The following is a 13455-nucleotide window of genomic DNA, read 5'->3' on the forward strand; positions in this document are numbered from 1 at the left end:
ATAACTAAAAAAGGACGGCGCAAACCGTCCTTTTTTAAGTTTAGTGTTTCTAGTTTTATATCTTTTGCATTAAGAGAAAACTTTCCGGTTAATGTCGAACTTTTCTAGGTAATCGGCTACCCTTCGTACAAACATACCACCTAAAGAACCATCCACCACTCTATGGTCATAAGAGTGTGATAAAAACATCATATGTCTGATACCGATAGTGTCTCCTAGAGGCGTTTCGACTACGGCAGGTTTTTTGACTACAGCGCCTAAAGCAAGAATTCCAACTTGTGGCTGCACAATGATTGGAGTGCCCATCATGTTGCCAAAAGAGCCAACATTAGAAACTGTATAAGTGCCGCCTGAGAGTTCGTCGGCACTTAATTTGTTTTCTCTGGCTTTTTTAGCCAGCTCATTTACTTTTTTAGTAAGGCCGATAATGTTTAACTGGTCTGCATTTTTTATGACCGGAACTATAAGGTTTCCAGAAGGTAGGGCCACAGCCATACCAACGTTAATATCTTTTTTGACAATAATCTTGTCGCCTTCAACCGAGACGTTAATCATTGGGTAGTCTTTGATGGCCTTTACCACCGCCTCTATAAAAATCGGGGTATATGTTAATGCTACACTTTCTTTTTCCGCAAATTCACTCTTGGCTCTATTTCTCCAATAAACAATATTGGTAACATCTGCTTCTACAAACGAGGTTACATGTGGAGAAACTTTTTTAGACTCAAGCATCCTTTCCGCAATCATTTTGCGCATGCGGTCCATTTCTATTATTTCCACATTTCCGTTAAGAGATGTAGCGGGCTTTATTTGCTCCTGAACATATTCTTTAGGAGCAGCAGTTTGTGTAGAGGTCGAAGCTGGCTTTTCTACTTGTGGCGCTTTACGGTCTTGCAAGTATTTGAAAATGTCGTTTTTGGTAACCCTTCCTTCTTTACCCGTTCCTGGAATTTTTTCCAGTTCCATCATGCTAATATTTTCCTGACGTGCAATGTTTAAGACGAGCGGGGAGTAAAATCTTCCACTGGCTTTGACAGGTTCAGCGGCTTTGGTAGGTACATTAGTGCTGGCAGTGGGCTGCTTTTCTTCTTGAACAATATCTTCAGTGGCTTTTGGCTTAGGAGCAACCTCTTCTTCTCCTTCAGTGGCAATAATGGCTATGGGTGCGCCTACCTGAGCGACTTGTCCTTTTTCTACAAGAATTTCCTTAAGTACTCCGGCATGAGTGGCAGGGACATCTGTATCTACTTTGTCGGTAGCAACTTCAAGTACTGACTCGTCCTGCTCAATCCTGTCACCTGGTTTTTTTAGCCAGTTAAGGATGGTGCCCTCCATTATACTTTCGCCCATTTTGGGCATTACCATTTCGATTAATGCCATTTTTTAAAATATTGTCTTTTTATATGATTAGCAAAAATAATGTTTCTTCCTAAAAAAGCCTTATTACTGTTTTGATCTTTTTCAAAGAAACCTATAAAATATGATTAGGTTATTTTTTTCAAGTTTTCTAAAAGCAAAGTTAAGGCAGCAGTTCCAGAAGCTTCAATATTATAAATTCTATCTGTACCAAGCGTCAACTTTTTTGAAATAGTTCCTTTGGGGCCGGCTATAGATAGCCAAACAGTTCCGACAGGTTTTTCTATGGTGCCTCCGCCAGGTCCAGCAATGCCACTGCTCGAAATACCGATATCTGCATTGGTTATTTTTCGTACCCCTTCGGCCATTTCTTTTACCGTTTGCTCACTAACGGCGCCAAAAATGTTTAAAGTTTTGTTGTCGACGCTCAAAATAGCATTTTTGATGGTGTTTTCATAAGCAATAACACCGCCTTTGTACCATTCTGAACTCCCGGGTACGCTGGTAATCAAGTGCCCTAGGTAGCCTCCTGTACAGCTTTCTGCTGTAGCCAGCGATAAGCCCCTTTTTTGTAGGTGTTTTCCTGCAATCAATTCCAGGTTTTCAGAGTCGTAGCTAAAGATATATTTTCCTGCTATTTCTCTCAATTTAGCCACTTCTTCTTCTAAATGGTTTTCTAATGCCTGTTTGTCCTCACCTTTTGCTGTCAACCTAAGTTTTACTTGTCCTGGTGACGGCAGGTAGGCCAGGCTGATATTTGTAGGAAGCGCCTTTTCCCAATCTTTTAGCAGATCCGCAAGCCATGACTCTCCCAAGCCCGCAGTTTTAATATTTTTATGAATAATATATGGGGTATTGAACTTCTTTTTGATAATAGGGACGAGGTGTTCGTTGAAAATATTCTTCATTTCAATTGGCACCCCTGGGAGCGCAACTATCAGATGGTGATCTTGAACAAATAGAAGTCCAGGTGCTGTTCCCCAGTGATTGTGAAGTACTTGACTCTTTTCAGGAACTAATGCTTGCTCTTTGTTTCTTTCTGTTAATACCCTGCCTTTTTTGCTGAAAAATGTTTCTAGGTTTTGAAGTGTTTGGTCATCCGGCTTTAACCGAGTGTCAAAAAAGTCGCACAAAGCTTTTTTGGTAACATCATCATTTGTAGGGCCTAATCCACCTGTTATAATGATGAGGTTTGACTGTTTTACAGATTCAGTTAAAGTAGAAAGTATTTCTTTTAGGCTATCGCCCACTGAAACTTTTTTTCTAACAGATAGCCCCAACTTGCTTAACTCAGAGGCTAGCCATGAAGAATTGGTGTCTATAATTTCTCCATATAAAATTTCATCACCTATTGTTATTATTTCAGCAGAATAATCCATTGTTAACCTTTTGAATGCGGAAATATATGTAGAAAAAGTGAAAGTATGCTATGATGTTAATACTTTTCTTGCTTTTGCCAGAAACTCCATTAATGTTTATATATAGGGCTTTAAAAAAACAAGATCAAACCAATGCTTTCATTTTTGTCAGAGAATTTACTAATAAACAAATAGGGTAATTACAAGTTGAACATGGAATATGCCACTTTTGTTTTTAATGAAATATATTACCTAGATTTGCTGTAATAAAAGGAAAATTTAAAAGTTTTTAATTAATTTGCAATTTGACAAACAGAAGCTTTTTTTAGTGGTTTGTATATTAAACTGATTTTTCACATAAATTTTTGATGAAGTGAGTAAGCATACGTACGATATCGGAATCATCGGTAACTGTGCCTATATGGCCCATATAGATAAGACTGCTAATGTAGTTTGGTGTTGTTGGCCTCAGTTTGACAGCAGTTTCATTTTTGGTAGCCTTTTAGATAAGGAAAAAGGTGGCGAGTTCTCTATTAGGCCTCATTCTGAAACATACGAGAACAAGCAATATTATGAAGAAAATACAAATATACTTCATACAGAATTTGATTCTGCCGAAGGAAAATTTAGGGTAACAGATTTTGCACCTAGATTTTTTCAGTTTAACAGAAATTACAAGCCGTTAATGCTTGTAAGAAAAATTGAACCACTGGCTGGAACTCCACGGGTAAAAGTTAACTGTAGCCCTGTAGGTGAATATGGGAGCTTGAAACCTGAAGTTTACCAAGGAAGCAGTCATATTAGGTATATGGGCCTCAATCAGCAGGTAAGGCTTACAACAAACATTCCATTAAATTTTATAATGGATGAGCAGTCTTTTGTGCTGAATGAGCCTAAATACATTGTGCTTACCTATGGAATACCTTTAGAAGCTCCTTTGGAAGAGACGGCTGAAGAGTTTTTGCGTAAAACTACCAGTTACTGGAAAGATTGGGTGAAAAGTACCAGTATCGGCACTTTTTATCAAAATCAGATTATCCGATCAGCTTTATGCTTGAAAATTCATCAATTTGAAGATACCGGTGGAATTATTGCGGCAGGAACTACCAGTTTGCCTGAGTACCCAGGTACAGGTAGAAACTGGGATTACAGGTTCTGCTGGTTAAGAGATACTTTTTATATACTTACGGCTTTTCATAATGTGGGACATTTTGAAGAGCTAGAGCGGTATTTCCATTATATAGAAAATATTACCATTAACGAGGAAGATCGTTATCAGCCACTGTATTCAATAACAGGTAAAAAAGACCTCATTGAAAGAGAGATGGACTTGAAGGGGTATTTGGAGAACAATACACCGGTGAGGGTCGGTAATGATGCTTATACACATATCCAAAATGATGTTTACGGACAAGTGCTGGTGGCATTGTTACCATTGTATGTGGATACCCGTTTTTCTGATGGAGGCAAATATTACTCACAACGTCTTGTTCACCATACCTTAAAGAAAATTGAGGATACGATGGACGAACCAGATGCCGGTCTATGGGAGTTCCGTCACTTTGCGCAACAGCATTGTTACACATTCTTGTTTCACTGGGCTGGTGCTTGCTCGGCTTTGAAAATTGGTAAATATTTCAAGAATGAAAGAATTATTGAAACAGCTACCAGGTTAAAAAAAGCGGCTGAGGATAAAATTGAAGCTTGCTATGATGCTGAAAGGGGCGTGTACACCCAGGCAATAGGTACTTCTAATTTAGATGCCAGTTGCTTGCAGCTCATTACTATGAACTACCTTGACCCTACATCTGAAAAGGCCAAAATGCACCTTAAGAGGATGGAGGAAGAGTTGAGAACCCCTGAAGGCTTGTTCTATAGGTATAAACATGAAGATGATTTTGGTGCCCCAGAATCAACCTTCTTGATATGTGCTTATTGGTATGTAGAAGCATTGGCATGTGTTGGAAGAATAGATGACGCTATGAAGGAATTTGAGAAACTTCTAGCTTATCAAAACCATTTAGGTCTTTTGGCAGAAGATGTGGAAGCTTCTACAGGTAGTCAATGGGGTAATTTCCCTCAAGCTTATAGTCACGTAGGACAGCTTAACGCTGCTTTCCGTATAGCGAAAAAGCTTGACCGCCCTACATTTTTGTCTTAAAGATTAATAATAGCAAAGTTAAACCTGTTGCATATTTCAGGTTAAGATTTCATAGATGGTAGCGGTAAGGTCACCTTGCTGCTAAAAATAAAAAAGCCATAATGTGTATACACTATGGCTTTTTTATCATACGATGGGACAAAAGATCCCAAAATATCGATTTGTTGATATTAAAAAATTTACAAGGTATAGTTGTGAAAGGTTTTTTCTATCATTCCTTTATTTCTGTAATTTGAGCAGTAAAAGTCACAAGCTATGCCTAACTTTTTGAAGTCTTAAATCTTTAAATAAGACCACAAGTATGTGTAAAAACAAAACTTGGCTTGTGGCTACACACACACTTGTGGTTTTTCAGCAGGTTCATTAACATGCTCTTATCTTCTATTGTTCTTCTACCTCATTCTCCTTAGGCACACTATCACCTGCGATAATCATTTCTTTAAATAAGTCTCTCATTTCATGGTGAGAGGCAATATTGTTTCTTGCCACGGTAGGGCTGAATCCAACTTTCAGTGTAAATGAAGACTCCGGCATTGCTTCAAAAGTATCTTCGTCCGTCCAGTCGTCGCCTGCTGCAAATATGAAGTCGTGTCCTTCTTGCAGCCAACGTACGGCCGCTTTGCCTTTATTGATGCTTGCGTTCTTGATTTCAATGACTTTGTTGCCTTCGAGGATTCTTATAGGCATATTGGTCGTTATATATTGAAGGTGATTTACCAGTTCCCTAGACCTTAGTTCACCTAAAGTGTTGTCAGCTTTACGGTAATGCCAAACTAGCGAGTAATCTTTTTCTTCAATAAAAGTACCTGGGGTTCTGTCGACATATAGTTCTAGTATAGGACGTATTTCATGCTTCCATTCGTCAGTAATGTAGTCAAACAAACTCCAGTACATCCTGTTCTCCTTCAGCCAAACACCATGCTCTGCGATCATGTCTACATTTAGGTCTCCTAACCACTTTTCTAGCGTATCCTTGTTGCGGCCACTGACGATAACGATTTTATTTTTCTCATCCTCAGACAGTCGCTTTAGGAGGGCCTTGATTTCCTCATCTGGCTTTACTTTTTCAGGGTTAGAGCTAAATGGCATTAGCGTTCCGTCATAGTCGAGCAACAAAATACGTTTATCGGCGCTTATGTAATGGTCTATGAGGTTCTTTTGCTTGTCTGCGGTAAGTCTTTTTACCGACATCTCTTTTTGTTTCTCTTTTACCGTTCTTAAGCTTTTCATGAATAGTTGTACCCAGTTATGGATATCATACCGTTCTATGATGTGCTGCAAATCGTCATTTCTTCTTATTTGCTCTTCCTTCGGCATTTTTAGGGCTTTGTGAATGGTGTCAGCCATTTCCTGAATGTCATTAGGGTTGATGATCAAAGCTTCGGAAAGCTCCCTGGCAGCCCCAGCCATTTCACTGAGTATTAAAACCCCGGTTTTGTCAGTTTTACTGGCAATGTACTCTTTGCACACCAGGTTCATTCCGTCCCTCAATGGTGTTACAAGTGCAATGTCAGACATGTTATAGAATGCACATAGGGTGTGGAAAGGGAATGAGCGGTAAAAATAGTGGATAGGTAGCCAGTTGATCCGACCATATTTTCCATTGATTCGCCCTACCAGTTCATCAATTTCTATTTTTAATTTTTTATAAAGATCTACCTTGTCTCTTGACGGAACAATTACCTTTAGAAATGATATTTTTCCTCTGTACTCAGGGTATTTCTCAAAAAATAAGTCAATAGCTTTTAAGCGCTCAGGAATTCCTTTTGAATAGTCCAAGCGGTCTATAGAAATAATCAGTTTTTTATCGCCTAAGATCTTTCTATAGTTTTCTACTTCTATTATGGACTCCTCAGATTCTGCAGCTTTGGCAAACTTTTCATAATCTATACCCATAGAAAAAGAGTCGACTTGGCACACCCGGTCGTTGACCCTGAGTTGCCCCATTTTATTGTCTATCCCTATAATTCGGTTTACAGAACTTAAAAAGTGCCTAACATCATCATAGGTATGGAACCCAAGAAGGTCAGCGCCAATCATTCCGCGCAAAAGTTCTTTTCTCCAAGGTAGTGCCCTGAAAATTTCGTAAGAAGGAAACGGTATATGGTTAAAAAAGCCAATAGTTGCATTGGGGAGCTGTTCTCTGATAAGGTTAGGCAATAACAGCAACTGATAGTCGTGTATCCATATCACATCATCGTCATTGGCATACTTCAGTACCTCGTTGCAGAAAAGAATATTGACTTTTTTATAGGTATCCCAATAATCGTCACTGAAAATAGTATAAGATGGGAAATAGTGAAAAAGAGGCCATAATGTACTGTTGCTAAAACCTTCATAAAACTTTTCAATATCGTTTTTGGTAAGGTAAACAGGTGCCATGCTTTCTTTGGCCAACTCCTTGCGTACCTCCTCTTTTTCTTCGGTTTTGTTTAAATATATGCCTGGCCATCCAATCCATACATTATCTCCTTCTTTATAAATAGAACCCAAACCAGTTGCAAGACCTCCCGCACTTGTTGCATAAATCAGCTTGTCGCCTTTTTTCTGAATACTCAGAGGTAATCGGTTTGAAACAATTATGGTTTTTGACATATTCAAGAAAAATAATAAATCGGGTAAAAATTATTAATAAACTACTAGGTTATTAATCTTGCTAATAACCCTAAAACTGTAGAATAGTTTTGCTTTGATGAGAATAGTTAGCTATTGCAAATATAGCATTTTTTAGAAAATATGAAACCTGTAAAACTATGTCTTTGATTACTAGTGTGTAATGGTGGTAGTGATGTAAAAGACTAAGTTTTGGGCAATTTCATTATCCTGAATTATGCGATAGTTTCGTCACGTATTAGAAAGTTCTATTGTTTATTTCAGGTTTATGCAGCTATAAATCCTCGCAACTACTTATTTATATACTCCTATAATGGATATTGGGTTGTGTAAAAAGTATACGGTTTTGATAACAATTTTTCGCAATTTGGATTAATATTAAAAACAATTTTTATGATATGAAATCTGAAGTCATTCGCGACGTGCTTGCAATTTTTATGGAAGGTATATTTGAAGAGCTTTCTGTGCACCATAATGATATAAACTTCAAGATCGAATGTTCATATCTTGCCAATATTATTGACCCTTGTTTTAAAAACTTTTATGGAACCTTAAAAAATGTCCAGGATATTTATTTTATACCTTGGGACGATGAAAGCATTGTTTTGACTTCTATGAAAGAAATCGCCAGGGTGAAACCTGATATATTAAGTGTAGAGATTGAAGAAGATGGATACATTAAAATATATGGGAACTGTTTGAATGGTTTTACTGGAGGAAGCTTGTTTTTTAAAGCAGACCATATAAAAATTTATACAGAGGAGTTTGAGACGATCTCGCATGAAGCTTTGCTGGAACTTACAGACCGTTTTTGGTATTCTGGCGATAGGGCCGGACATATTCCTTAGCTTTTTAAAACCTACTTCAGATAATAACTTAGCTGGCTTTTGATTTTAATTTAGAAGAGCTCATAATCTTAGTCTTGAGTGAAACCTAGTTTTTTTAGGACATTTTCTTTGTGTCTTGTTGTTCTCGCATAGTTTTTCTAACCCTCTTTTCCATAAAGCTTAAAAATACTCCAACAATAGACTATCCTATAAGTTTAAGATAGTAGTTAACGCCGTTTGCGGATAAACTGTACAAGATTTTTGTTATAGATATAAGCGTCTTGTGATTTAAGTTGCAATGGTTTGTGTTTTAGGATTTATCAATTGGGAAATGGAGATAGTATGGATGGAAATATTAAAAATTATACATTCGGAACATTGTCTGTGGGCAAGCCGTTGAGCAATCCTGCAAATGACCATAACCTCATAGAAACGGCCTTGGAACATGACTTGTGGATTCATGCTTCCAGAGACTTTCAGGAGGGTCGGTCTTTCCAAGTGCTAGGAGAGGTGTTCGCTGGGTTGGGAGGCGATATTCCTGGATGTATTGTGCGCATTCGTGCCGACGACCCTGAAATTATGGAACAGGACGTTTATGAAGCTCTTAAAGTCCTAAATCTGAAATTTATTAATGTTGCACAGCTTTATACCGAAAGGGAAGATAAATCCCCATTTGTATTGGACTTTGAACAAAATGGGCCTGTGGCTGAAAAGTTCAATGATCTGCAAAGAGAAGGCTTGATTCGTGAGGCTGCTATGGAGGTTTTTTCTTCTTTTGCAGAAAGTGGCGTCTATGCAGTTAGGAAGAGGTTGTTTAAAAATTTTGTCTTTTATTATAACCTTGTAGAGCGGCAGGTTGACAATTTGCTTTTTGATGAAATTGAGCAATATGAAGAGGCCAGCATTTTTGCGCTCCGCCCAATTGGTAGTTTGTTCCCAGAGCCCTATGTAACCAATATGAGAGATGATGTTACCTGTACGCATACAGTTACTTATGACCAGAAAGAAGTGACTAAAGTATTAGATAAGTCTGATTGCAAAAACCTCTTGGAGTTAAGTGTTCGTTTTTTACTTACTCAGCCTAAATGTAAAACTATTATCGGCGGAACTAGCTCTTTGAGTCACTTAGATGACTTTATTATGTACTCGGAACAGTACTTGCCTCTACAGCAAAACCTTGTAGATGATATAAAAGCTTTGCACAGAAGATGGTATAAATAAACTTATTATTGTTAAAAAAATACCTATTTTCACAGCATTAAAACCATTTCGTACGTATAGATGAAGTGGTTTTTTTAGATACGTTTTTTTACGATAGTTTTTTTGAGATGACAATTGAAATAGATAAGCATGTAATTCAGGATTTCGAGAAATCCTCCTTAATAGAATGGCTAGAAACTAATGGTTTGGGTGGCTTCATGAGCAGCTCTATTACATTAAACAATACCAGGAGTTATCATGGCCTTTTTACAGTAGCGACCAAGCCTCCGGTTGAAAGAACAGTATTGCTGTCTAAAATAGATGAGTTTATTTCCTTTGGTGGGAAGAAGTATGATTTGAATGTCAATCTTTTTTCGGGTAAACTTTGTGACGAAGGGACGCAGTACTTATATAAGTTCAAAAAAGATATTTTCCCAGAGTTCTATTATCGCATAGATAATTTTGAAATAAAGAAAACAATAGCTTTCATATATGGAACAAATACGGCTGTTGTTACTTATGAACTGCACAATGCCCCTAAAGATCTAGAATTTGACCTTAAGCCTTATGTAGCTTGTCGTGATTACCACAGCTTGGTTCGCGCCAACGACCATATTGACAAACACCCTGTAGTGGGCAATGATACCTTAATGATGAAAGGGTACCAGGGGTGCCCTCCAACCTATGTTCAACTTAAAAATGCTTATTTCCGATTTGATCCCAGGTGGTTGGTAGATTTTGAGTATAGCCAGGAAAAGGATAGGGGGATGCAGTATAATGAAGACCTCTTCAGTTATGGGAATTTTCTGTATAAAACAGATGGGAAAGATAAGTTTTGCATTATTATTTCTACAGAAGAACCCCAAGGTTTAGACGGTTTTGAGCTTATTGAAAAAGAAAAGAAAAGAAGGTTGGGGCTGCTTGATAAGATGCCAGTACGAGACAGTTTGGCTGATACCTTAGCACTTGCAGCAGATCAATTCCTTGTTAAAAGAGGGACTGATTTAATGACCATTATGGCTGGTTATCATTGGTTCTCTGACTGGGGGCGCGATACTATGATTTCTTTACCAGGCTTATGTCTCGTAACAGGGCGGCATGATGACGCTAAAAAGATATTGAAAGCTTTTGCTTCGTTCGTAAACAAGGGCATGATCCCAAACAGGTTTCCTGACTCAGGAGAAGAGCCGGAGTATAACACTGTTGATGCCACGTTGTGGTTTTTTGTGGCCATTAAAAAGTACCTTGACTATACTGGTGACAAAGACTTTGTTTATAATGACCTTCTGCCTGTATTAAAAGATGTTGTACAGTATCATGAAAACGGAACAAGATATAACATTTATGTAGATAAAGACGGTCTTCTTTATGCTGGCGAAGACGGCGTGCAATTGACTTGGATGGATGCAAAAATCGGGGGATGGGTAGTTACGCCTCGTATTGGTAAGGCTGTGGAAATAAACGCACTTTGGTACAATGCACTAAAGATCTTGGAAGAGTTGACTTTAGGGAACGGGGAGTATGAAGAGGCTAAGGTCTTTGAAGAGAAGGCTCATAAAGTTAAAAATGCTTTTCTTGATACGTTTGTGTCAGACGAAATACCCTATTTATATGATTATGTAAATGGTGAAGAAAAAGACAAATCTTTAAGGCCTAACCAAATTTTTGCTTTTAGTCTTCCATATACTTTGTTAGAAGACGACCATGCCAACCAGATATTGACAATTGTTGAAGAACATTTGCTTACCCCTCTTGGGTTGAGAAGTCTTTCGCCAGAAGATATACAATACAAAGGGTTATACACAGGTGATTTGCTTGCTAGAGATGGCGCCTACCATCAGGGGACAGTGTGGTCATGGCTATTGGGGCCTTATATGACCGCTAAGGTCAGGTTGCAAGGGGAAGAAGGCAAAGAATATGTTAAGGACTTGCTAAAGGTTTTTGCTGCACACCTTTCTGATGCTGGCGTAGGCAATGTTTCTGAGATTTTTGATGGCGAATATCCTTATCAACCAAAAGGCTGTATTGCCCAAGCATGGGGCGTGGCAGAGGTTTTGAGGGCGTATATAGAAGACGTTAAGCCTGAACAAGGGTAGTAATGGTTTGAGTTGCTATTCCCAACTTTTAATATTTGTTTAGTTAGATTTTTATACACAGTAAATGAGTAAGCAGAAAGAGTCAGAACACAAATTACATCTCCGCAATATTACTATTGATGATTATGATCAAATACGAGAGATCATGGAAGTGGTATATTCCAATGCAGGCGGAGCATGGACTAAAAGAGAGTTGAAATCTCAATTAAAATACTTTCCAGAAGGTCAGATTTGTATTGAAGACAATGGGAAGCTGGTAGCGGCAGCCTTTAGTCTTATTGTCAATTATGCTGACTATGGAGATAAGCATACATATAAAGAAATTACGGCCAATGGTACCTTGAAAAACCATGACCCAGAAGGCGATACTTTGTATGGTATAGATGTGTTTGTGCATCCTGCCTACCAAGGTATGCGTCTTGGCAGGAGGCTGTATGATGCACGAAAAGAGTTGTGTGAAAACTTGAATTTACGTGCTATCATTGCAGGAGGGAGAATTCCGGGGTATAAAGAGCATGCCCATGAATATACCCCTAAGCAATACATAGAAAAAGTAAAGAACAAAGAGGTTTTTGACCCGATCTTAACTTTTCAGTTGGCAAATGACTTTCACGTTAGAAAGGTTTTGACCAATTACCTTCCAGATGACAAAGAATCAAAATCTTATGCTACACTGCTAGAGTGGATCAATGTTTACTATGAAGAAGGTGAAAAGCTGATAGGTGGGGAGAAATCTGTAGTTAGGGTAGGAGTCGTGCAGTGGAAAATGCGCCGCGTAAATTCTGTGGAAGAGCTTATGCAGCAAATTGAGTTTTTTGTGGATACAGTTTCTGGATATAAAGCCGACTTTGTTATTTTTCCTGAGTTTTTCAACGCACCTCTTATGGCTGAGTTTAATCAGGAGGTAGCTTCTGATGCGGTGCGTGCCTTGGCCGAATATACTGAGCAAATTAGGGAGGAAATGATTAACCTCGCTTTGTCCTACAATATTAATATTATTTCAGGTAGTATGCCTTCTTATGATGAAGATGGACTATACAACGTATCATACCTTTGCCGTAGAGACGGTACTTGGGACGTTCAGTACAAGCTTCATGTTACTCCTGATGAACAAAGTTATTGGGGGCTGCAAGGTGGAACTAACTTGAAGATATTTGATACAGATTCTGGCAAAATCGCCATACTTATCTGTTATGATATTGAATTTCCAGAACTCGCCAGAGTGCTTGCAGAGCAAGGTGTCCAAATAATCTTTGTCCCTTACTGGACAGATACCAAAAATTCTTATCTCCGTGTCAGGTACTGTGCACAAGCCCGGGCTATTGAAAACGAGTGCTATGTTTGTGTCTCTGGAAGTGTAGGCAATTTGCCAGGTGTTGAAAATATGGATATTCAGTATTCTCAATCTGCTGTTTTTTCTCCTTCAGACTTCTCATTTCCTCACGACGCCATAGTGGCAGAGTCTACACCTAATGCAGAAACCACATTGGTGGTGGACTTGGATTATGACCTTTTGAAAAAACTAAGGACGCAGGGTACGGTTACTAACCACCAAAGCAGGAGAACAGACTTGTATAAAATTACCTGGTTGAAAAAGTGATTAGCTGATTAGGACCGGCTAAAAAAGTCACAACTATGTGTAGCCATAGGTATGACTTGTGGCTACGCATAATTTAGGGCCTGCTGAAAAAGTCACAAGTGTGTTAGATAGGCATGGCCTTACATAAAGACGTATTGGAATACTTTGAATGTAAGGCCATAAAGCAGATTGTGCGCTTGTGGCTAGCCCCAAAAAAATATTGGGTTAAAAGCTTCTGAATTTACTATACACAGAAAAACAGGAA

8 protein-coding genes are annotated in these 13455 nt (G+C 38.5%); 5 read left to right on the plus strand and 3 right to left on the minus strand.

The window, feature by feature from the left end; genetic code table 11:
* Positions 1–69: 69 nt before the first annotated feature.
* Together RCC89_11245 and RCC89_11250 are read right to left on the minus strand one after the other, a co-directional pair.
* Positions 70–1380 carry a dihydrolipoamide acetyltransferase family protein gene (locus tag RCC89_11245; protein ID WMJ73735.1) on the minus strand — a complete coding sequence of 437 codons (1311 nt, stop codon included), beginning with the start codon at positions 1378–1380 and terminating at the stop codon, positions 70–72.
* A gap of 104 nt (positions 1381–1484) precedes the next feature.
* On the minus strand, positions 1485–2735 hold the full coding sequence (locus tag RCC89_11250; protein ID WMJ73736.1) for a competence/damage-inducible protein A: 1251 nt from the start codon (positions 2733–2735) through the stop codon (positions 1485–1487).
* 352 nt (positions 2736–3087) lie between these two features.
* Between RCC89_11250 and RCC89_11255 the strand changes: the two genes are divergently transcribed.
* Positions 3088–4875, plus strand: coding sequence for a glycoside hydrolase family 15 protein (locus RCC89_11255; GenBank protein WMJ73737.1), 1788 nt, complete (start codon positions 3088–3090; stop codon positions 4873–4875).
* A 381-nt stretch (positions 4876–5256) separates the two neighbouring features.
* Here RCC89_11255 and RCC89_11260 read toward each other — a convergent pair whose 3' ends face one another.
* Positions 5257–7470 carry a bifunctional alpha,alpha-trehalose-phosphate synthase (UDP-forming)/trehalose-phosphatase gene (locus RCC89_11260; GenBank protein WMJ73738.1) on the minus strand — a complete coding sequence of 738 codons (2214 nt, stop codon included), beginning with the start codon at positions 7468–7470 and terminating at the stop codon, positions 5257–5259.
* Between the two features lie 416 nt (positions 7471–7886).
* Between RCC89_11260 and RCC89_11265 the strand changes: the two genes are divergently transcribed.
* The 4 genes from RCC89_11265 to RCC89_11280 all read left to right on the plus strand — a co-directional run bounded on the left by RCC89_11265 (position 7887) and on the right by RCC89_11280 (position 13211).
* The gene (locus RCC89_11265) at positions 7887–8336 is read left to right on the plus strand and encodes a hypothetical protein (protein ID WMJ73739.1); all 450 of its coding nucleotides are present in this window, start codon (positions 7887–7889) and stop codon (positions 8334–8336) included.
* 321 nt (positions 8337–8657) lie between these two features.
* On the plus strand, positions 8658–9536 hold the full coding sequence (locus RCC89_11270; GenBank protein ID WMJ73740.1) for a hypothetical protein: 879 nt from the start codon (positions 8658–8660) through the stop codon (positions 9534–9536).
* Positions 9537–9643: 107 nt separating this feature from the next.
* Positions 9644–11611 carry an amylo-alpha-1,6-glucosidase gene (locus RCC89_11275; protein ID WMJ73741.1) on the plus strand — a complete coding sequence of 656 codons (1968 nt, stop codon included), beginning with the start codon at positions 9644–9646 and terminating at the stop codon, positions 11609–11611.
* Positions 11612–11675: 64 nt separating this feature from the next.
* Positions 11676–13211, plus strand: coding sequence for a bifunctional GNAT family N-acetyltransferase/carbon-nitrogen hydrolase family protein (locus RCC89_11280; protein ID WMJ73742.1), 1536 nt, complete (start codon positions 11676–11678; stop codon positions 13209–13211).
* Positions 13212–13455: the final 244 nt, after the last annotated feature.

This window comes from Cytophagaceae bacterium ABcell3 (assembly GCA_030913385.1).
Lineage (GTDB): Bacteria > Bacteroidota > Bacteroidia > Cytophagales > Cytophagaceae > ABcell3.

What these genes read in the sequence shown, in the direction of transcription:
- RCC89_11245 (WMJ73735.1), bottom strand. Translation starts at nt 1,380, where the DNA reads ATGGCATTAATCGAAATGGTAATGCCCAAAATGGGCGAAAGTATAATG.
- RCC89_11250 (WMJ73736.1), bottom strand. Translation starts at nt 2,735, where the DNA reads ATGGATTATTCTGCTGAAATAATAACAATAGGTGATGAAATTTTATAT.
- RCC89_11260 (WMJ73738.1), bottom strand. Translation starts at nt 7,470, where the DNA reads ATGTCAAAAACCATAATTGTTTCAAACCGATTACCTCTGAGTATTCAG.
- RCC89_11265 (WMJ73739.1), top strand. Translation starts at nt 7,887, where the DNA reads ATGAAATCTGAAGTCATTCGCGACGTGCTTGCAATTTTTATGGAAGGT.
- RCC89_11270 (WMJ73740.1), top strand. Translation starts at nt 8,658, where the DNA reads ATGGATGGAAATATTAAAAATTATACATTCGGAACATTGTCTGTGGGC.
- RCC89_11275 (WMJ73741.1), top strand. Translation starts at nt 9,644, where the DNA reads ATGACAATTGAAATAGATAAGCATGTAATTCAGGATTTCGAGAAATCC.
- RCC89_11280 (WMJ73742.1), top strand. Translation starts at nt 11,676, where the DNA reads ATGAGTAAGCAGAAAGAGTCAGAACACAAATTACATCTCCGCAATATT.